Raw genomic sequence first — 20,484 nt, 5'->3', positions numbered from 1 at the left:
GTCCCTATATTTAGAGCCCGGAAATTGAAAAATCTCACGGTGCAGTTGTAAAGACGCCCTGTAAGCGTCTAAATTACAAAATGTTATTGGATTTCAGCCCGCCAGCACAGGGCTTGCCAATGAGCCGTTCCCGGGACGGTTTTTGGGTTCAAAGCTTAGGTTCAAGGAGCGGGTACCTGTCCCGCATTTCTGGTGCTGATAGGTGAAGTAAAATCTGGTCCAGAAAAGGGTGAAGTGGCAGGGTATGATTAGTCAAGTGTTATCGAGGAGATAGCCGGTTTTCTGAGGATGACTGTAATGGCTAAGATTAAAGGGGTGATTATAGTTATTCTGAACAGGATGGATTTTCCGGCTAAAATTGGGCTCATAATCGGCTGGTAAATCGTAATCAGTTGACAGGGGGTTGAGATGTTTTTACTATCAGTTATATATGTCAAATTATGAGCGTGTGATGGAGGAGTTGCGCCGTCGGACCGCAGAGGCGTTGAAGGGTGGCGGCGAGGAGCGAATTAAAAAGCAGCATGAGGAAGGGAAACTGACCGCCAGGGAGCGGATTGACCTGCTTCTGGACAAAGGGAGTTTTGTGGAATTGGACCGGCTGCGGGTCCACAGTTGCGTTGACTTCGGGATGGATAAGAAGAAGATTCCGGGTGATGCGGTGGTTACCGGTTATGGCAGGATTCACAACCGGCCCGTGGCGGTGTTTTCCCAGGATTTTACCGTATTTGGCGGCACGCTTTCTAAGGTGTTCGCTGAGAAGGTGTGTAAGATTATGGACCTGGCGATGAAGGTTGGGATGCCGGTTATCGGCTTGAACGATTCCGGTGGGGCAAGGATTCAGGAGGGGGTGGAGAGTTTAGGTGGTTATGCGGACATCTTTTTGCGCAACACCCTGGCATCCGGGGTTATACCGCAGATTTCAGCGGTGATGGGTCCCTGTGCTGGGGGTGCGGTTTATTCGCCGGCATTGACCGATTTTATCTTTATGACCGAGCGGACCAGTTATATGTTCATCACCGGTCCGGAGGTGATAAAAGCGGTAACCAAAGAGGAGGTGACCAAGGAGAAATTGGGTGGGGCGGATACACACAATGCGGTTTCCGGGGTCGCCCATTTCAAAGACATTGACGACCGGGATTTGCTGGAGCGGATTCGGAAGTTAATGACCTATCTGCCCCAGAACAACCGGGAGAAGCCACCGCGTATTGAATCGCGGGACCGGGCAGACCGGGATGTTGAAGGGATTGAGGAGATTATGCCCGATGACCCGCGCAAGCCTTACGATATGCTGGCGATAATTCAAAGGGTTGTTGACCAGGGGAGTTTTTTTGAGGTCCAGCAGCACTGGGCAAAGAATATAATTATCGGGTTTGCCCGGATGGATGGGATGGTGGTGGGTGTTGTGGGCAATCAGCCAAAGTTTCTTGCCGGCTGTCTGGACATTGACGCCTCGGTCAAGGGCGCGCGGTTTGTGCGGTTCTGTGATGCGTTTAACATCCCGATTGTCACCTTTGTTGATGTGCCTGGATTTTTGCCCGGTACGGCACAGGAGTACGGTGGCATCATCCGGCACGGCGCAAAGTTGCTTTATGCCTACTGTGAGGCGACGGTGCCAAAGATAACGGTAATTACCCGTAAGGCTTATGGTGGTGCCTACGATGTGATGTCTTCCAAGCACATCCGGGGCGACTTTAACTTTGCCTGGCCCACGGCCGAGATTGCGGTAATGGGGTCAGAAGGTGCGGTGAACATCATCTTCCGCAAGGAGATAAGCGAGGCGTCAAACCCGGAGGAGCGGCGGCGCCAGCTGGTGGCAGAGTACGAGGCAAAGTTTGGCAATCCGTTTAAGGCGGCAGAACTGGGTTATGTGGATGAGGTGATTGAGTTCAAGGATACGCGGCGCAAGATAATTTCCGGTTTGCGGATTCTTGAAAACAAGGAGTTGCGTAATCCGTGGAAGAAGCACGGTTGCATACCATTGTAACCGATAAGGGGTAGCGATGGCAGAAGATAAAGAAAGGTTGAAACGGGCACTTGAGCGGTGGGAGGCAGAGGTTTTAAAGCCGGCGCTGGAAAAGGCGCCCGAACAGAAGGACGATTGGGCGACAGTTTCGGGCATACCGTTGAAGCGGGTTTACACGCCGCTGGAACGGGAAGGGGAAGATTACCTTGAACAGCAGGGTTTGCCGGGAAGTTTCCCATTTACGCGCGGGGTTCAGCCGACAATGTACCGGTCGCGGCTGTGGACGATGCGCCAGTATGCGGGGTTTGGTTCGGCAGAGGAGACCAACGCCCGTTATCACTACCTTTTGAAGCAGGGTCAGACCGGACTTTCGGTGGCGTTTGATTTGCCGACCCAGATGGGTTACGATTCGGACCATCCGATGGCGCGGGGCGAGGTGGGCAAGGTTGGCGTAGCGATTTCAACGCTTGAGGATATGGAGCGGTTGTTTGCCGGGATTCCGCTGGACCGGGTGTCAACCTCGATGACGATTAACTCGACCGCGGCGATTCTGCTGGCGATGTACTGTGTTATCGCCGAGCGGCAGGGCGTAGAGTGGAAAAAGTTACAGGGAACGATTCAGAACGATGTTCTGAAGGAGTATGTGGCACGGGGGACTTACATATTTCCACCCCGGCCCTCGTTGCGACTGGTGACCGATATCATCGCCTGGTGTGCCGCTGAGGTACCGAAATGGAATACGATATCGATTTCCGGCTACCACATTCGCGAGGCAGGCGCAACCGCAGTTGAGGAGGTGGCGTTTACCCTATCAAACGGTCTGGAGTATGTCAAGGCGGCAAAGGCGCGCGGGCTGGAAGTGGACCGGTTTGCGCCCCGGCTGTCGTTTTTCTTTGCTGCCCATACCAACATCTTTGAGGAGGTGGCAAAGTTCCGGGCGGCACGGCGGTTGTGGGCGCGCCTGCTGAAAGAGCGTTTTGGCGCGTCAGACGAGTCGTGCAAGTTGCGCTTCCATACCCAGACCGGAGGCGTAACTTTAACCGCCCAGCAGCCGGAGAACAATGTTATCAGGGTGGCGTATCAGGCGCTCGCCGCGGTTTTGGGAGGGACCCAGAGTTTGCACACCAACTCGCGTGACGAGGCGCTGTCTTTGCCGACTGAGGAGTCGGTGACGATTGCTTTGCGTACCCAGCAGATTCTCGGTTATGAGACGGGTGTGACTGACACCGTTGACCCGCTTGCCGGTTCCTACTTTATTGAGAGTTTGACCGATGAGATTGAACACCGGGCACGGGCGCTGATTGATGAGGTGGAAAAACGGGGCGGCGCGGTGAGTGCAATTGAGCAGGGGTTTATTCAGGAGCGGATTGCGGAAAGCGCCTGGCGATATCAGCGTGAGGTGGAGGAGGGTAAGCGGATTGTGGTTGGCGTGAACCGGTTCAGTGACGCGGTTGAACCGAAACTGCGGCTGTTGCGGGTTGACGAGGCGCTGGCAGAGAAACGGTGCCAGGAACTTGCCGCATTTCGGGCGCGGCGCGACGCGAGGTCGGTACAGCAGGCGCTGGCAGATGTAGAACGGGTTGCTCGTACCGAAGAAAATTTGATGCCGGTGATTGTGGCAGCGGTGCGCGTTGGTGCGACGGTGGGAGAAATCAGCGATGCGCTGCGCACCGTGTTTGGTGAATATGACCGGGAAAGGAGATGAGATGATAAAAAAGATTGCCCATATCGCAATTGCGGTGCCCGATTTAGAGGCGGCAGCAAAATTTTACGCCGAACAACTGGGATTGAAGTTGACCGGTAAGGAGACGGTGCCACACCGCAAGGTGACGGTCGGATTCATCCAGATTGGCGAGACGAAGATTGAACTGGTGCAACCGGATTCACCCGATGCGCCTGTTGCCAAATTTATTGCCGAGCGGGGACCAGGGCTCCATCACATCTGTTTTGAAGTTGACGATGTTGATGCTGAATTCCAGCGGCTTTCCGAAGCCGGGGTTAAAATCGTTGACCCGGCACCACAGCCCGGTGCCGACGGTACCAAAACCTTCTTCATCCATCCCAAAGCAACCGGTGGCGTGCTGATTGAACTGAACCAACCGGCAAAGGGTCAGAAGTAAAGGTTCTGGCGGATGAAGTTTTCGTCCTGGCGCCAGGATTTGGTAACTTTGACCCAGAGTTCAAGATAGACGGGCCGACCTAAAAATTGCTCAATTGATTCCCGGGCGATTTCGCCCACTTTTTTTAACGCCCGGCCTCCTTCACCGATTAAAATCCCCTTCTGCGACTCCTTTTCCACATAAATCACCGCCCGGATGTAGTCTTTGCGGTTGGGCCGTTCCCGAAACTCTTCAATCACGACGGTTGTGGAGTAAGGGATTTCAGCACCGTAGCGGTTGAAAACCGCCTCGCGTATGAGTTCCGCAACAAAGAAGCGCTCGGGCCGCTCGGAAAGGGAATCGGGTGGATAGAAAGGTGCGCCCTCCGGCAAAAGTTCGACAATGCCCTTTTTCAGGTCGTCAACGCCATCACCTTTTAAGGCGGAAATCATAAACACCTTTTCAATGCCAGCCTGAGCACACTCCGCGGTCAAGGGCAAAAGGTTTTGTTTGGGGACGGCGTCAATTTTGTTCAGGGCGACAAGGGCGCGGCGGCCCGCAAGTAGTTTCAGGTCGGTTAATTCGGGCTCGGTGGCATCGATGACCAAGAGGACAACATCGCTATCGTCCAGCGCCTTTTTAATCTCTTCTTTCATAAATTTGTGCAGGGTGTATTTCGGGTCAAGGATGCCGGGTGTGTCAAGGAGGAGCGCCTGATAGTCAGGGCCATTCAGGATGCCCAATATCCGATGCCGGGTTGTCTGCGGTTTCGGGGTGACGATGGCAAGACGATGACCAAGGAGCCGGTTCAAAAGGGTTGATTTGCCGGCGTTGGGCCGACCGATGATAGCAACATAGCCGGCGCGAAAGGGTTGATTAGCCATTAACGGGACGACCCGTCCGGGGAAACTGGTAACTCCTGAAATACGCCGATGGCGCGGAATTTTTCGATGCGCCGGCGCACCAGTTCATCACCGGGCAGGGTGTTGAGGACATAATAGTTCGCCAGAACCGCCTTTTTGAGCAGGCGGGCGGCTTCGTCCCAGTCGTGATGGGCACCGCCCAGCGGTTCTTGAACGATTTCGTCAATGACGCCAAGGCTGAGCAAGTCCGGGGCGGTGATTTTTAAGACTTCGGCGGCTTGTTCCGCGCGCGAACCATCACGCCAGAGGATGGCAGCACAACCTTCGGGTGAGATGACCGAATATACCGCATTTTCCTGCATCAAAATCCGGTCGCCAACGGCAATTGCAAGTGCGCCGCCCGAACCACCTTCACCGGTGACGACGACGATAATCGGCACTTCAAAGAGTGACATTTCGCGCAGGTTGCGGGCAATCGCCTCTGCCTGGCCGCGTTCCTCAGCGCCGATGCCCGGATAGGCACCAGGGGTGTCAACAAGGCAGAGGATTGGCACATTGTGCCGGGCGGCAAGTTCCATTACCCGCAGCGCCTTGCGATAGCCTTCGGGATGGGGCATACCAAAGTTGCGTGCCAGTTTTTCTTTTGTGTCCCGACCCTTTTGCTGACCGATGATGGCAAAGGGGACTTGGTCGATTTTGCCCAGACCGGCAACGATTGCCGGGTCATCGGCAAATGCCCGGTCGCCGTGCAATTCGACAAAGTCGGTGACAATCCGGTCGATGTAGTCAAGGGTGTAAGGACGCCTTGGGTGGCGGGCAAGCAGGACCCGTTGCCAGGGGGTGAGGTCGGCATAAAGTTTGGCTTTGAGTTCTTCAATCTGTTTCTGGATGCGTTTTATCTCGGACTCGGCACCGAGCGCGGTGACCTCTTCCAGACGATCAAAAAGTTCGGCAAGCGGTTGCTCGAAGTCGAGCCAGCCCTGGGAAGGAGAGGGCATAGTTTAATTATTGTTGGTCAGATTCAGGGGCGGATATGCCGTAAGCGACGCCGAAGCGGTGCGACGAACCGAGTCCAAACTGGAGGGGCGAAAAGGCATAGTCAAACCGGAAGCGGTTTACAGCAACTCCCAGGCCGAAGTTGAGATGGTTTGCCGGGTTTAACAGGTCGTAACCGGTACGCAGGGAAAGGATTTTACCTAACTGGAATTCGGTGCCGACTTGAGCCTCTGCCTTTTTGGAGTAGAAAAACCAGGAGCCGTCAGTAACAAGGAGGAGACGGTTTTTGCCCAACGGCAGGTTGTAGGCGATGCCGCCGCGTACCCGGGTCGGAAGCCAGATAAGTTGATACTTATAGGACATCGTGCGACCAAAGTCGATAATGGCAACTCCGGTTGACAGGTTTTTCAGGGGGTGGAATCGGGCGCCGATGTCAACCCCGAATCCGGAAAGTTCGTTGCTCATTATCTTAGAATAGAAGTAACGGCACGATATGCCGGCATTTGCCCAGGGAGAAAAGTTGCGGGCGATGTTGAGATAGCCGGTAAGGTCAAGGGGCGAAAATGTGCCTAAGGGCGCTTCCGTGGGGATTTCTTCCCGGTATTCAAATTTGCCGCTGGCGAAAGAGACAACACCGAGTCCAAGGACAAAATGTTTGAAGTTGCGGGCAATAAAAAGCGACTGATGGTGAGTGTCAAGAAACCATTTGGTATACTCAACCTGAGCGGTGAAAGGCGTACTATGAGCGGTTGCTGCCGGGTTGTAGAAGATTCCCTGTGGTCCATAGGAAGTGGCGGTAGCGGCGCCGGCAAGAGCCGCTTCGCGGGTGCCGACCGGAATGGTCAACCAGGCGTTGCCCACAAGCCGTTCTTCTGCTCCATAACCGAGGGCGAAGACAAAAACTAAAAGGAGGCTGCTGAACAGCAGCGGTTTTCTAAACACGGGCATTGTTTTTTACTCCTCAATTATTTCGACATTTGCCCGGGGTAAGGTAACCCGTTCACCCGTTTCCAGTTCGACCTCAAGAACCCGGACTTTTGCTTCGGTTTCAATGGTCTGAAGTTCGACCGGGAGGGCGGTAACGTTGCCGATTTTGCCAAAATGAGGTTGACGAATGATGCGCACCGCCATACCGATTGCCAGACCACCTTCGGAACTGCTCGGTTTTATTTCGCCGGCGGAACCGTTGCACGGCACGATTATCTCAGGACGGATAACACCGGCACGAATCTGGGTGGCACCATTTGCTGAAGCCATTTTGTTCTCGAGCGACTGCAGGAGTTCAAATGTCCGCTTCGCCATGCGCATCTCACCGAAACCTTCGGTGATGATGATGGTCAGCCCCCGTTTTTCTGAACCGGTGATGGCAACACCAATGTCGTAACCGAGAAATTTCCGGAGGGTTGAATCTTCGACACCACCGCCGACGATGCCACGCGCGCCGACCTTTAGTGCCTGCTCAATCGCTTCATAGGTAACAAGCGACCCACCGATGATAATTTTGCCCTGACAGTCGCCGTTGATTTTATCGGCGGTCAGGACTTCATCCGGAGTTTTGACAACAAGTTTTAACACGCCGCGCGTTTCGCCACCGACACCGAAAATTCCCTGAATCAGACTGGCTTCGTTGGCAACAACGACCCCTTCCTTAGGGAGGAGTTCATCAACAACCCCTTCAATATAAGCGTCAACCTGTACTGGCTGGGGCGGTTCCCGGACGATGACCTGACCGGTTACCGGCGAGATGTTTTCAATCGTACCTGTTACCGGCGAGCGGACTTCGGACTTGAACAGTCCAAAGAGCCCTTTGGAACGGGCGATAACCTCGTCTTTCTTAACCGGGTCACCGGCTTTTTTGAGCATAAGATGGGGGATATCTTCCGGCGGAACGCCCAGTATTCCGGCGACATTTACCGTTTGAACATTGCCCGGAACCTCGGTTCGGGCGACGATGTCATCACCTTTGACCCGCTGCCCCTTTTCCACAAGGATTTCTCCAGGCAAAGGTAAACGGCGAATCTTTCTGATGTGGGTTCTACTGGTGACCTTTAATCCAGGTGTATATGCATGTGCCATACACAAAAAGGATATTAAACAAAAGCCGAAGTGTCAAGCAAACCTGAAAACACCATTTAGTTGATTTGGCGCACTAAAACCACGATGTATTTCCACTGTCACTATCTAACTTTGCGGGTGTTCTTTTTGTTGTTGTGACAATGTGCCTCTGATTTCACCGGCATGAAAGACAACTAACTTTGTTTAAATGTGTGATTTTGCCGAAGCACAGCAACATTGTACCGAGTGGGGCAAAAATCCAACCCCTTCATATAAAAATTAACAGAGGTTTTAGACTTTTTTTGATTTTTAAGGTTGAATAATGTGTTAAGTCTCAATAATTCAGATGTTTAAGAAATTGTAATAATATTATATAAAATAAGAAGGTTTTTCTTGACAGGAACAGTTGTGGGGATATAGTAATGACTGAGATGGCATTGTGTTTAAATATGTGGATAAGTGTGGAAAATAGGGTGTGGTGCTGGTATGGGTATGAGGGGTAGATTTTTCGGGACCTTTGAATATACGATAGATGCCAAAGGCAGGTTGGCGGTGCCGGTGGCGTTTCGAAAAAAACTTGGGCCTGAAGAGGACACTTTTATTTTTGCACCCGGGCGCTATCAAACTATCGAGGTTTATCCCTATAGCGAATGGAACGACTATGAAGAAAGGGTGTTGCGTCATCAGCCGGAATATACCGAAGCAGCGCAGCGGTTCCGAATTTTGTTGTATTCACAGTCTGGTGAAGCGGTGCTTGATGTCCAGGGAAGAATCCTTTTACCAAAGCATCTGAGGGAGTGGGCAGGTATTGAGCAGGATGTGATTGTTACCGGTGCTGGAAGGTCTTTTCTGATCTGGCAACCCGAACGATTCCGTAAGTTTGTTAATGAGTGGATGGCGCGGTATCAGGAGGATAGAGATGAAGCGACCCGGCAGGGTTGGGAGTGGATGCGACAGTTTGGCAGCGGCGGAGGCTTTCCACACCCCGGTTCTGGTAAATGAGGTGTTAGAGTTGCTCGAGCCGTGCATCAAAGCCGGGACGGTTATTGATGGAACGGTAGGAGGGGGAGGCCATACTGAAGCGATTGCCTGTCGGATAAAGGAGTTAGGGGTAAATAGTCGGATAGTTGGCCTGGATTTGGACCCGGCAGCGATAAGGTTTGCGGCGGAAAGGTTGAAAGATTTTGGTTGCCGTGTGGTGGATTTTGATGAAAGAAGACAGCGCGGAGAAAGCGGAAATGAAAAGCAGAACCAACTACCACAGGATGCGATGATTTTTCTGGTGCGGACCAGTTATGTGAATATGGGTGAAGTGGTAGAACGGCTTGGAGTTAAGCCAGTGACTGCGGTGTTGATGGATTTAGGCGTTTCATCTTTTCAACTTAATGGAGAGCGGGGTTTTTCTTTTGATAGGGATGGTTTACTTGATATGCGTTTTGACCCGGAAGGGTCAGGTCCAACCGCACTGGAAATCTTGCGTCGGGCTTCGGAGCAGGAGTTGCGCGGATGGTTACGCAAGTACGGAGAGGAGCGATTTAGCGGTAGAATTGCCCGAAAGATTCACCAGCATAAGGAACGGATAAGAACAAGCCGGGAGTTGGCGGATGTGGTGCGGAGCGCTGTGCCAGGATTTAATGTTCGGAAGAGTCTGGCGCGGGTGTTTCAGGCGCTGCGGATAGTGGTAAACCGCGAGCTGGAAAATGTTGCAGCCGGACTTGAGGCGGCGGTAAGGGTTCTTGCTCCGGGCGGGAGGCTGGCGGTAATTTGTTATCAGTCAGGCGAAGACCGGTGTTTTAAGGAGGTGTACCGGCGCTGGAAGGGTCAAGAAAAGGGCAAGAAAGAGAAAGTTGAAACAACAGGTGAGCATGGTGAATGGACACGGCGGGTACGGGTTTTGAATCCGAAACCAATAAGACCGTGCGCAGAAGAGGTGCAGATTAATCCCCGGGCACGGAGCGCCCGTTTAAGGGTTCTGGAGGTGGTGGCATGAGTTCAAGAGGTAGTGTAAGGGCAATTGTAGTTGTGGTGGTGCTTTCCGGAATAGCATTGGCATATCTGTATCAACACTGGTGGAGCGTTCAGCTGACACGGGCTGAGGTTCAGTTGACCGAGGAACGCCGGCTGTTAGAGGAGAGGGTTGATAGTCTTGAGGTGGAACTTTTTAAGTTGCAGAGTTTCTGCCGGCTTGAGTCGCTCTGGGTGGACAATGGAAAGCAGATAGCAAAATTTGAAAGCGAGACTGTGGACAGTGTTGCCACGAGAGTGATGAAGGAAGAAGCGGTTGCCGTGGCAGGGATGCGGGCAAATAGTGAGAGGTAATGGCATCAGCAGGAAAACGCAGCAAAATTGTTGAGGTTATTGTACTGCTGGTGTGGGGCGGGCTGGTTTACCGGCTCGTTGGTGTGCAGATTGTCCGCTGGCGCTTTTACGAACGGGAGGCAGACCGCCTTCATTTTAGTCGGGTAGAGTTACTGGGGGAACGGGGAAAAATCTACGACTGCAAGGGAAGGCTGTTGACGCTTAACCGTTCCACCTGTTCAATAAGAGTTCTTCCCCAATGGGTGCGGAACAAAGATACCCTGGCACAGATTTTCGCTGACTTCGGGTTGGGGACATATTCCGAGAATCGTCGTCTTTTAGATGAACACAAAAGGCTGTTCTGGTTTCGCCGCCGGGTTGATTTTGCGCTGGGCGATTCGTTGCGTTCGGTTCTGGTGAGGCGGAGATTTCGGAACGCGGTTCTGGTCGAGAATGACTATCAGCGGGTTTATCCGTATAAAGAGGTGTGTGCCGATGTGGTGGGATTTGTTGGCGCCGAAGGTGGGCTTGCCGGGATTGAATGGGAGTTTGACCGGGTTTTAAAGGGTGAGCCGGGCTGGATTATGATGCAGAAGGATGCAAAGGGGTTTGCCTATCCATCGCCTGGCTATCCCCGCAAGGAACCAAAACCGGGAAAGGATATTCACCTGACGATTGATGTTGATGTGCAGGAGATTTGTTATCGGGCGCTGGAAAAAGGGGTTATTCAAACCGGGGCAAAACAGGGTTCGGTTGTGGTGCTTGATGCCCGAACCGGAGCGATTCGGGCGCTGGTTGATTACCCGGGATACGACCCCAACAATTTTAAAAATTTCCCCAAAAATTTGTTTAAGAGTGCGGCAGTAGCAGACCAGTTTGAGCCGGGGTCGAGTTTTAAGATTGTGATATGTGCTGCGGCGCTGGAGGATTCCCATCCGGAACGGTTCACGGACCGGGTTTATGATGTGTCATGCGGTTATATTGAGATTGGCAAGAAAAAGATTAAGGATGTTCATCCGAATGGGGTGCTTTCGTTTGACAGCGTATTTATTAACTCTTCGAATCCGGCATGCGCATTGATGTCGTTTGAGATAGAACCGGAGTCGTTCTATTCGGTGGCGCGGTATCTCGGTTTTGGGGAGAAGGTGGGTATTGGCTTGCCTGATGAGGGTGCCGGTTATCTTGATTCTCCACGCCTTTTACGGAATCGGTTGCGGTTTGCGACAATCTCTTTTGGTCAGGGGGTGACGGCGACACTATTGCAAATGGCAGCCGCATATCTTTGCATTGCCAATGACGGATTGTATCTCAAGCCTTATTTGATTGAAGGGTTGGCAAATGGCGTTGGCGTTAGGGCAAATGGTGGAGGTAAAGCAATCCGTCAGGCGGTGAAGAAGTCCACGGCAAAAAGGATGAAGGACATCTTGGAAAGGGTGGTCATCAACGGCACGGGTAAGCTTGCGGCAATTCCCGGTGTGGCGGTTTGCGGGAAAACAGGCACTGCTCAGAAGGTGGAACCCTGGGGCGGATATTCAAGCACCCGTTCTTTGATGAGTTTTGTTGGCTTTTTACCCAAAGACAATCCGCGCTATGTGATTGCGGTGATGATTGATGAACCGAAAACGGTTCGGTTTGCTTCAGCAGCGGCATGCCCGGTTTTTAAAGAAATCGGCGAGCGACTGCTGGTATTGGAACAAATGGATAAGGTCGTTAGGCGATGAGTCGAGTAAAGAAGCTTACCGATGTGGTGCGGGGAGTGCCCTGCGAAATTAAGGGCAATTCCGAAGTGGAGATTAAAGGAATCGCCTATCATTCGGCAGATGTCAAGCCGGGTTATTTGTTTGTGGCGATTGAAGGCTTTAAGGTTTCGGGTCGGGAGTTTATCGACGACGCGATTCATCGGGGAGCAGTGGCGGTGGCAACGGTTGATGTTCGGGAAGTGAAAAAAGGGTGGGTCACAGCGATTGGCACCAAGTTCCCCCGGAGGTTTCTTGCCCAAGTTGCCAATCGGTTTTACGATTTTCCCGCTCGGAAGTTAAGCCTGATTGGGGTAACCGGAACCAACGGAAAAACTACGACCTGTTTTATGATACGTTCAGTCTGCCAGCAGTTAGGTTTTGAACCGGGTTTTATCGGAACGATTGAGCACTTCGACGGTCAGGAGAGAAAGCCGGCGAGTCAAACAACGCCAGAGAGCCTGGATTTCGTTCGGATGCTTAGCCGGATGGTTGAAAACGGTGTTCCGGTGTGCGTTGCCGAGGTTTCTTCCCACTCACTGGAACTGGACCGGGTTTTTGACCTTGATTTTCGGGTAGGAGTTTTTACGAATTTTACACAGGACCATCTTGATTTTCACCGGACGATGGAGAATTACAAAAAGGCAAAGATGAAACTGTTTGAGGGTCTTGCACCAAACGCGTTTGCGGTGGTAAATTTTGACGACCGTGTTGGCAGGGAAATACCGTACTTGACTCGGGCAAAAGTAATTTCGTATGGAACGATGCCCGAAGTAGAGCCTCGTCCGGACATATCAGGGGTAATTACGGCGTTGTATCCCGCAGGAAGTCGGTGTGAAGTGCGAATTGATGGCAAAACAATACCAGTTGAAATCAAGATTCCAGGGCGCCACAATCTCCTGAATCTTCTGGCGACTTTTGGCGTGGCAAAGGCGATGGGATGGGAGCCAGAAGTGGTTGCCGAGGGTGTGAGTAAACTGGACCGGGTACCTGGTCGATTGGAGGCGGTACCGAACAGGTTAGGTTTTTCGGTTTTTGTTGACTATGCCCATACGCCGGATGCCCTCCAACGGGTACTGGAAACAGCCCGCGAATGGACAAAAGGAAAAATTATAGTGGTGTTCGGATGTGGTGGCGACCGGGACCGGGGGAAAAGACCTTTGATGGGAAAGGTTGCGGTTCAGCGCGCCGATATCGTCGTCGTCACTTCTGATAACCCGAGGAGTGAAGACCCAAAACAGATAATCGCCGAAATTTTACAGGGGATAGGAACTCCTGGTTCTAATGTGATTGTTGAAGTCGACCGCGAGGAGGCGATTCGTCAGGCATTGCAGCGGGCACAGAGTGGTGATACGGTAATTATTGCCGGGAAGGGGCATGAGGACTATCAGATTGTCGGCGGAGAGAAGAGCCATTTTGATGACCGGGAAGTGGTACGCAGAGTGTTGAGGGAGATGGAATAATGCTTTACCACTGGTTGACATCGCTCCAACCTTACTTTAGTCCTTTAAATTTATTTCGTTACATCACTTTTCGGGCGGCCATTGCCGGTGCCCTGGCGATTATACTTACCCTGGCGATGGGCAAGCCATTGATTAATCTGGTGAAGCGGTTGCAGATAGGTCAGAACATCCGGGAAGAGGTGCCGGAACGGCATAAAGCAAAGGCCGGAACGCCGACGATGGGTGGTGTTTTGATGCTGTTTTCCGCGATAATCGGTGTGGTGTTGTTTGGTGATTTGACAAACCGCGGTATTCAGCTCGGGCTTGGCGTGCTGATCGCGCTGGGACTTTTGGGGTTATGGGATGATTATGTGAAAGTTCGGGGGGGTAAAGCGCGGGGTATCAATAAAAGAACAAAGCTGCTTTTTCAGTTTCTGGTTGCCCTCGGCGTCGGTGCGGTCCTGTACTTCGCTCCGGTTGACCCGGCAATGAAGACTAAAACCAATTTTCTTTTTCTGAAAAATGTTGTGGTTGATTTTGGGGTGTTTTATATCCCACTGGTGATGTTTATCATCGTGGCAACATCTAATGCTGTTAATTTAAGTGACGGACTGGATGGTCTTGCGGCGGGACTACTGTCCGTGGCATTTGCTGCTTACACGGTGTTGTGTTATGTTTCCGGCCACAGCAAAATTGCCCAGTATTTAAACATTCAGTATGTACCGGTAAGCGGGGAAATGACGGTGTTCTGCTTCGCCCTTACCGGTGCCTGTCTTGGTTTTCTCTGGTTCAACTGTCACCCCGCAGACATCTTTATGGGTGATACCGGGTCATTGCCGCTTGGTGGTGCACTGGCACTGGCAGCGGTTTTGTCCAAGCAAGAGCTTTTATTGCCGCTGGTAGGAGGGGTTTTTGTGCTTGAGGCGGCGACAACACTTTTGCAGATTATTGTATTCCGAACGACCGGCGGCAAGCGGGTTTTCAAGATGACACCATTGCACCATCACTATGAGCTTGAGGGTTGGCCTGAACCCAAAATTGTAACTCGTTTTATGATCCTGGCGGTGCTTTTTGGAATGATGGCGGTGGCAAGTTTAAAGGTACGGTGAAATGTTGTTAGATACTGGCCGACTGAGGACGGGCGTTTCCCGAAGCGGAAATTTTACTGCGAGTATCTTGAAAGGTAGGCGCATTCTGGTTCTTGGTTTGGGTCGGGCAGGAAAAGCGGTGAGTAGATTTCTTATAAAATCGGGCGCGGTTGTTTATGGCAACGATGACAACGAACAGGTCTGGAAGGAACCGGCGATAGAAAGATTGATTGAAACAGGTTTGAAAAAATGGCGGCGCCAGACCGTCGATTTGGTTGTTGTCAGCCCGGGAATACCGGAAAAACACCCGTTGGTACAATTTTTTCACGGGCGTAATGTGCCGATTGTTGATGAACTGGATTTCGCAAGTCGCTTTTTATCCGGGGTACTGATTGCGGTTACCGGAACTAATGGTAAGTCAACAACCACGGCGTTGATCGCCGCGATGCTCAAGTCGGACAAAAGGCAGGTTTTTCTGGGCGGCAATATCGCACCGGGTAAACCGCTTTCAACCGCCCTGATTATGGCACCGAAGGAATTCTACTGCGTTGAGGTGTCGAGTTTTCAGTTAGAACGGGCAAAGTATCTGGCACCGAGGGTCGCAGTAGTACTCAATATCAGCCCAGACCATCTTGACCGGCATCAGACACTGCGTTGTTATGTTGAAGCTAAGGCGCGAATTTTCGAACGGCAGCAGGAGGGTGATTGGGCGGTGCTGAACTATGACGACCCGAGGGTCCGTTCAATGAGAAGCCGGGGCAGGGCAGAAAAGTTATTTTTCTCGTTCGCGAAGCAGGTTAAGGGTAGCTATCTCTCAGGCGGCTGGCTCTATTTTCAAAAGGAGCGGGTGGCACCGGTGGGAGAAATCAAGATACCGGGCAAACACAATATTGAAAACGCCCTAGCTGCGGTTTGTGTGGCAAAAATTCTGGGTGTTTCTCACAATGCAATCAGGACGGCGCTAAAGAATTTTCAAGGATTGGAGCACAGACTTGAGTTCGTAAAAAAGATAGCAGGAGTTCTCTATATAAACAATTCGATGTGCACTAATCCTCGAGCCGGGGTTCGGTCAATCGAGGCTTTTACGAAGAAGGTGATATTGATTGCCGGCGGCAAGGACAAAGGGGTAGAACCGGATGAGTATCTGAAAGCGATGAAAAGACATGCGAAGTGGGTTGTTCTTTTAGGTGAAAACACCGCGAGGCTGGCACAAGGACTTTCCCGATTGGGTTTCAAGCGGTTTGAATTCGCCACGACCATGCGTGAAGCAGTTCATCTGGCATCGGCAAGAGCGATTAAGGGAGACATTGTGCTATTTTCACCCGGATTTGCCAGTTTTGATATGTTCCGCAATTTTCAGGAAAGGGGAAAGGCGTTCAAAAATGAGGTCGGTAAACTGGCATAGACCAACAACCAACGGTGTGCTTGCAGCAAGTTCATTTGCGAGGGAGAGTGTCGAGCGTCCTAATGCTCCCATTGATTACGCCCTTTTGGCCGTCGTGGTTACATTGACACTGCTCGGTGTGGTGATGGTCTATGCCTCAACCTATCATTGGGGATTCCACTACCTGAAGTGGCAGTTATTAAGAGCGATAATTGGCATCTTAGCGTTATGGGTGGGAACGAAGTTAAATATCTTCCGGCTTGCCAGTCCGGGCGCGCGACGGTTTTTACTAATACTAACTGTAGGTGCACTCATCGCAACGCTGTTTTTGGGTGAGTTGGTCGGCGTTACCAAACGCAATATTCTTGGTGCATTTCAACCGGCAGAGTTTGCCAAGTTTGTTGTGGTTATCTGGCTTGCCGGCTATTTTGCCGAACTCAATGCTTCGGGCAAAAAGCCAACTTTTCTAAATTCCTTGTTGAAGCCGGGGCTCGTTGTCGGGATGATTGTAATGCTGACACTTATGCAACCGGCGGTGGGAACAAGTTTTATTATCGCCCTTTCGAGCGGAGTCCTATTTGTTGTTGCGGGAGTAAAGTGGCGTTATCTGCTTACTGCTGGTTTGGTGGTGATGCTGGTCATTGGAGCAGGGTTACTGATGTTACCGGTACTACGGAACAGTAAGTATCAGTACATTGTCGAGCGGTGGGACAAGTTTCGTGCCGGCGACCGGTATCAACAGGAACAGGCTTTGATTGCCCTGGGTTCAGGAGGACTGGTGGGACGCGGTCTGGGCGAAGGTCGCCAGAAATACTATTTTTTGCCGAAGTTACATAAGGATTTTATCTTCTGTGCAATTGGTGAAGAGATGGGTTTCTTAGGCTGTTTTGGGGTAATGGTGCTTTATCTGATTTTTTTCCTGCGAAGTTTGCGCATCGCGCAGCGGACAACAACTGAATTCGGGCATCTTCTGGGTTGTGGCATTGGAGTAGTGATTATTCTATATGCCTTTGTGCATCAGGCGGTGGCATTGAGTATCATCCCAACGACGGGTCAGCCATTACCTTTCATATCGTACGGTGGTTCAGCATTAATGGCGAACCTTTTCGCTGCGGGAATGGTGTTGAAGATTTCAAAATATCGGAGAAGTGGAATTGAAGAAGGTGTTAATCGTCGCGGGTGGAACCGGTGGCCATATCTTTCCGGCGCTCGCCCTCGCCCGTGAATTAACGCAGCGTGGCGTTGAGGTGGTGTGGGCGGGAAGGTTAGAAGGTATGGAGCGAGATATCGTAACAAAGGCGGGCTATGTTTTTGAGCCCGTTAGCGCCGGGAAATTTTCTGGAAAAGGAGTTGGAGGTAAGATTATAAATCTGGCACGACTGGTACAAGGTTTTTTTCAAAGTATGAGAGTTTTGACAAAAGAACAACCTGATGCGATTGTTGCAAGCGGAGGATTTGTTTCGGCCCCGATTCTACTTGCCGCGTGGCTGCAGGGAAGGCAATTTTTCCTTCTGGAGCAGAATCGAATACCCGGTAGGGTGACGAGATTTTTTGCCCCTCATGCCCGGGAGTCGTTTCTTACCTTTCCGCCGGAAAAGCCTTTCCCAGGGCGGTTTTCGATTACCGGGACCCCACTGCGAGAAGAAATTGTCAATGGGCATCGGCAGGATGATGGTAAGACGGTTCTTATCCTTGGTGGTAGTCAGGGAGCAAGAGTGTTGAATCTTGCAGCACTTGATACCGCAGCGGCTTTGACCAATCTCAATTTTATTATACTGACGGGCCGGCGCGATTACGCCGCGATAAAAGCACTCGTGCGGTCAGCAAACTGCGAGCTGGTTGAATGGACAGACCACCCGGAAGAGCTTTATCGGCGGGCAACAATTGCTGTATCCCGGGCGGGCGGCATGGTAATTAACGAATTGCTTGTTTTCGGTATCCCGATGATTCTGATTCCGTTTCCCGGCGCGGCGGACCGGCACCAGGAGGCAAATGCACATTTTGTCTCTTCCCATGGTGCGGCAATTGTTCTTGAGCAGAATCAGATTTCCGGTTTGACGAGTTTGGTCCGTACTTTAATCGCGGACAAACAGCGGCGTCAGGAGATGGAGCGATGTGCCAAAGCGCTGGCAAAACCCGGAGCGGCACGGGAAATTACCGAAAGGATGGAGCGGTGTTTGGCAAACTAAAACGGGTTCATTTTGTGGGCATTGGTGGAAGTGGAATGTCAGGAATTGCACTGGTCCTGAAGAATTTGGGGTTTGAGGTTTCGGGTTCGGATTTGAAGGAGAGCGAGGTTACAAACAAGTTGCGCGAGGCGGGAATTACAGTCTTTATCGGACACGATGCCGCAAACTGCGGTGATGCCGAAGTGGTGGTTTATTCTACGGCGGTCAAAGAAGATAATCCGGAACTCGTGGCTGCGCTGGCAAGGGGGGTACCGGTGATCAGACGGGCGGAAATGCTGGCGGAGTTGATGCGGTTGAAGTTTTCAATTGCAATTTCTGGTAGTCACGGGAAGACAACGACGACCTCGCTTGTGACTCACATTTTGACACGGGCGGGGTTTGACCCAACGGCAGTGATTGGTGGTATCATAATGGGAGCCGACGCCGGAGCGCGTCTCGGACAGTCGGAGTACCTGGTTGCGGAGGCAGATGAGAGTGACCGGTCGTTTCTCCTCCTTTATCCTTCAATTGCCGTTGTTACCAACATTGAACCAGAACACCTTGATTTCTATCGCGACCTGTCAGATTTGAAACGGGAATTTGTTCGATTTGTTAATCGCGTCCCATTTTACGGCAGTGTAATTCTTGGGGTTGATTCGCCAGCGGTGCGGGCAATTCGTTCTCGAATAATGCGACGAGTGGTGACCTATGCAATTGATAATCCGGCTGATTTTCAGGCAAAAGATGTCCAGCTTTATCGCTGGAGTTCGGCATTTTCTCTGCTTTATGGGGGTAAAGAGGTGGGCCGGTTCAGTCTGGGAATGGCAGGAAGGCATAATGTTCAGAATGCGTTAGCCGCGATTGCTGTTGGTATAGAGCTGGGGATTGATTTTAAGACAATCGAGCAGGCACTGGCAACATTTTCTGGGGTACATCGGAGGCTGGAAAAACGGGGGGAAGTGGATGGAATTGTTATTTATGATGACTACGGTCACCATCCAACTGAAATCAGGGTAACGGTAGAAACACTGCGCCACGCCTATCCTAACGAACGAATACTGGTGGTATTTCAACCCCATCGTTTCACGCGCACGAAACTGCTGGCTGAGGAGTTTGGAACAAGTTTTGACAGCGCCGATGAGGTGATTATCACGGGAATTTATCCGGCAGGGGAGTCACCAATTCCTGGAGTGGATGAAAAGTTGATAGTTGATGCGGTGAAAAACAAGAGCCGTCCCGGGTTAATTGTCCATCATATTTCTGACCTAAGTTTGGTCCCAGAATTTCTTCGAAAGCGGTTGCAGCGCAACAATGTCGTACTGACATTAGGAGCAGGCAGCATTACGCACCTGGCAGGAGAGATATTACAGATGTTAAGAGAGGGAACCGGTGCGGCGGACCCCGACGATAGAAAGGAGAAAAGGTGAAGGGGTGGCGCGCAGAGTTGGTGCGCTTGTTGGAAGGTAGTGATGCGGTGTTGAAGTTTGATGAACCGCTGGCGCAGTGGACCAGTTTTCGGATTGGTGGACCAGCCGATGTGTTGGTGGTTGTCAAGAATGAAAGACAGTTGACGGCGCTGCGTTCTTTAGTCGTGGATTATCAGATCAAGATGAATGTAATGGGTCAAGGGACCAATGTAGTTGTTTCTGACCAGGGTTTAAGGGGCGTAGTGGTAAAATTGGGGGGAGATTTTGCCCGGATTGAAGTAATTGGACCGGATGGGGAGGGAGGAGTTCTGGTAGCCGCCGGAGCGGGTGTTCGATTAGACCATATTGCCGAATTTGCCGAGGAACACGAGTTGAAAGGAGCGGATTTTCTCGCTGGTATTCCCGGAACCGTAGGTGGTGGACTTTTAAGTAACGCCGGGGCATTTGGTCGTTGTTTGGGTGAACTTGTTGTTAGGGTGAGGGTAATGGATAGGTATGGTGCATTTCGAGTTCTGGAAAAAGCGGAGCTGCGGAATGAGTATCGTAGCCCGGTGATGGACAGTTCATTCATTGCAGTCGATACGGTGTTACGACTGTCAACGGGACGCAGTGAGCAAAGTGTTAAAGCGATTCGGGAGAGCCGCTGGCACAAACATCCCAATGAGCCATCAGCCGGTTCTTTTTTCAAGAACCCAGCTCGTGATACGCCGGCCGGTGCATTAATCGAGCGTTGCGGCTTAAAGGGAGTACAGGTGGGAGGAGCGAAGGTTTCCGAAAAGCACGCCAATTTTATTGTCAATATTGGAGGGGCTAAGTTTGCTGATGTTTATGAATTGGCTCAGTTGATTAAGGCGGTGGTTGAGGAAAAAACCGGAATCGAACTTGATGAGGAGGTTCAGTTGCTGCCGAAATTTGAAGATGGGGGAGGAGGGTTTAATTGATGAAGGTGAAATGTGAACCGATTA

The 20,484-nt window shown here is 51.5% G+C and carries 18 protein-coding genes; 14 read left to right on the top strand and 4 right to left on the bottom strand.

What is annotated here, in order from left to right:
* The first annotated feature begins 451 nt into the window (after window positions 1-451).
* The 3 genes from HPY86_06885 to mce are packed head-to-tail and all read left to right on the top strand — an operon-like array spanning window position 452 to window position 4,083.
* Complete coding sequence (locus HPY86_06885; GenBank protein NPV14640.1) at window positions 452-1,984, top strand: acyl-CoA carboxylase subunit beta; 1,533 nt, start codon at window positions 452-454, stop codon at window positions 1,982-1,984.
* A gap of 16 nt (window positions 1,985-2,000) precedes the next feature.
* On the top strand, window positions 2,001-3,668 hold the full coding sequence (locus HPY86_06880; GenBank protein ID NPV14639.1) for a methylmalonyl-CoA mutase family protein: 1,668 nt from the start codon (window positions 2,001-2,003) through the stop codon (window positions 3,666-3,668).
* Between the two features lies 1 nt (window position 3,669).
* A complete protein-coding gene (gene mce / locus HPY86_06875; protein NPV14638.1) occupies window positions 3,670-4,083 on the top strand; it encodes a methylmalonyl-CoA epimerase in 414 nt (137 codons plus the stop codon).
* Here the strand turns inward: mce and era are convergent.
* From era to HPY86_06855, 4 genes are read right to left on the bottom strand one after another with little or no spacing between them, the layout of a single operon-like run.
* A complete protein-coding gene (era, locus tag HPY86_06870) occupies window positions 4,074-4,946 on the bottom strand; it encodes a GTPase Era (GenBank protein NPV14637.1) in 873 nt (290 codons plus the stop codon). The two genes, mce and era, sit on opposite strands and share 10 nt — an antisense overlap.
* On the bottom strand, window positions 4,946-5,923 hold the full coding sequence (locus tag HPY86_06865) for an acetyl-CoA carboxylase carboxyltransferase subunit alpha (protein ID NPV14636.1): 978 nt from the start codon (window positions 5,921-5,923) through the stop codon (window positions 4,946-4,948). The genes era and HPY86_06865 overlap by 1 nt, the downstream gene beginning before the upstream one ends.
* Before the next feature lie 7 nt (window positions 5,924-5,930).
* Window positions 5,931-6,869: a PorV/PorQ family protein gene (locus tag HPY86_06860; GenBank protein NPV14635.1), complete on the bottom strand. Its 939-nt coding sequence runs from the start codon at window positions 6,867-6,869 to the stop codon at window positions 5,931-5,933.
* A gap of 6 nt (window positions 6,870-6,875) precedes the next feature.
* On the bottom strand, window positions 6,876-7,997 hold the full coding sequence (locus HPY86_06855; GenBank protein NPV14634.1) for a hypothetical protein: 1,122 nt from the start codon (window positions 7,995-7,997) through the stop codon (window positions 6,876-6,878).
* A 438-nt stretch (window positions 7,998-8,435) separates the two neighbouring features.
* Between HPY86_06855 and HPY86_06850 the strand changes: the two genes are divergently transcribed.
* The 11 genes from HPY86_06850 (at window position 8,436) to murB (ending at window position 20,460) form a co-directional block, all read left to right on the top strand.
* Window positions 8,436-8,978 carry a division/cell wall cluster transcriptional repressor MraZ gene (locus tag HPY86_06850; protein ID NPV14633.1) on the top strand — a complete coding sequence of 181 codons (543 nt, stop codon included), beginning with the start codon at window positions 8,436-8,438 and terminating at the stop codon, window positions 8,976-8,978.
* A complete protein-coding gene (gene rsmH / locus HPY86_06845) occupies window positions 8,896-9,966 on the top strand; it encodes a 16S rRNA (cytosine(1402)-N(4))-methyltransferase RsmH (GenBank protein ID NPV14632.1) in 1,071 nt (356 codons plus the stop codon). The genes HPY86_06850 and rsmH overlap by 83 nt, the downstream gene beginning before the upstream one ends.
* A complete protein-coding gene (locus HPY86_06840) occupies window positions 9,963-10,295 on the top strand; it encodes a hypothetical protein (GenBank protein NPV14631.1) in 333 nt (110 codons plus the stop codon). Before rsmH ends, HPY86_06840 begins: the two co-directional genes overlap by 4 nt.
* Window positions 10,295-11,995, top strand: a complete 1,701-nt coding sequence (locus HPY86_06835) for a penicillin-binding protein 2 (protein NPV14630.1) — start codon at window positions 10,295-10,297, stop codon at window positions 11,993-11,995. The genes HPY86_06840 and HPY86_06835 overlap by 1 nt, the downstream gene beginning before the upstream one ends.
* Window positions 11,992-13,473: a UDP-N-acetylmuramoyl-L-alanyl-D-glutamate--2,6-diaminopimelate ligase gene (locus HPY86_06830; GenBank protein ID NPV14629.1), complete on the top strand. Its 1,482-nt coding sequence runs from the start codon at window positions 11,992-11,994 to the stop codon at window positions 13,471-13,473. The genes HPY86_06835 and HPY86_06830 overlap by 4 nt, the downstream gene beginning before the upstream one ends.
* Entirely contained in the window at window positions 13,473-14,561 is a 1,089-nt protein-coding gene (locus tag HPY86_06825) for a phospho-N-acetylmuramoyl-pentapeptide-transferase (protein ID NPV14628.1), read from the top strand. Before HPY86_06830 ends, HPY86_06825 begins: the two co-directional genes overlap by 1 nt.
* 118 nt (window positions 14,562-14,679) lie before the next feature.
* Window positions 14,680-15,945 carry a UDP-N-acetylmuramoyl-L-alanine--D-glutamate ligase gene (gene murD / locus HPY86_06820; GenBank protein NPV14627.1) on the top strand — a complete coding sequence of 422 codons (1,266 nt, stop codon included), beginning with the start codon at window positions 14,680-14,682 and terminating at the stop codon, window positions 15,943-15,945.
* On the top strand, window positions 15,923-17,149 hold the full coding sequence (locus tag HPY86_06815) for an FtsW/RodA/SpoVE family cell cycle protein (GenBank protein NPV14626.1): 1,227 nt from the start codon (window positions 15,923-15,925) through the stop codon (window positions 17,147-17,149). Before murD ends, HPY86_06815 begins: the two co-directional genes overlap by 23 nt.
* Window positions 17,079-18,113, top strand: coding sequence for an undecaprenyldiphospho-muramoylpentapeptide beta-N-acetylglucosaminyltransferase (gene murG, locus HPY86_06810; GenBank protein NPV14625.1), 1,035 nt, complete (start codon window positions 17,079-17,081; stop codon window positions 18,111-18,113). Before HPY86_06815 ends, murG begins: the two co-directional genes overlap by 71 nt.
* The gene (locus tag HPY86_06805; GenBank protein ID NPV14624.1) at window positions 18,098-19,519 is read left to right on the top strand and encodes a UDP-N-acetylmuramate--L-alanine ligase; all 1,422 of its coding nucleotides are present in this window, start codon (window positions 18,098-18,100) and stop codon (window positions 19,517-19,519) included. Before murG ends, HPY86_06805 begins: the two co-directional genes overlap by 16 nt.
* Window positions 19,516-20,460, top strand: a complete 945-nt coding sequence (gene murB / locus HPY86_06800; protein ID NPV14623.1) for a UDP-N-acetylmuramate dehydrogenase — start codon at window positions 19,516-19,518, stop codon at window positions 20,458-20,460. The genes HPY86_06805 and murB overlap by 4 nt, the downstream gene beginning before the upstream one ends.
* Window positions 20,461-20,484: the final 24 nt, after the last annotated feature.

This window comes from candidate division WOR-3 bacterium (assembly GCA_013177935.1).
Taxonomy (GTDB): Bacteria; Hydrothermota; Tepidihabitantia; order Tepidihabitantales; family Tepidihabitantaceae; genus Tepidihabitans.
Note: the sequence above shows the minus strand (reverse complement) of the source record. Positions and strands in the feature narration are given on the sequence as shown.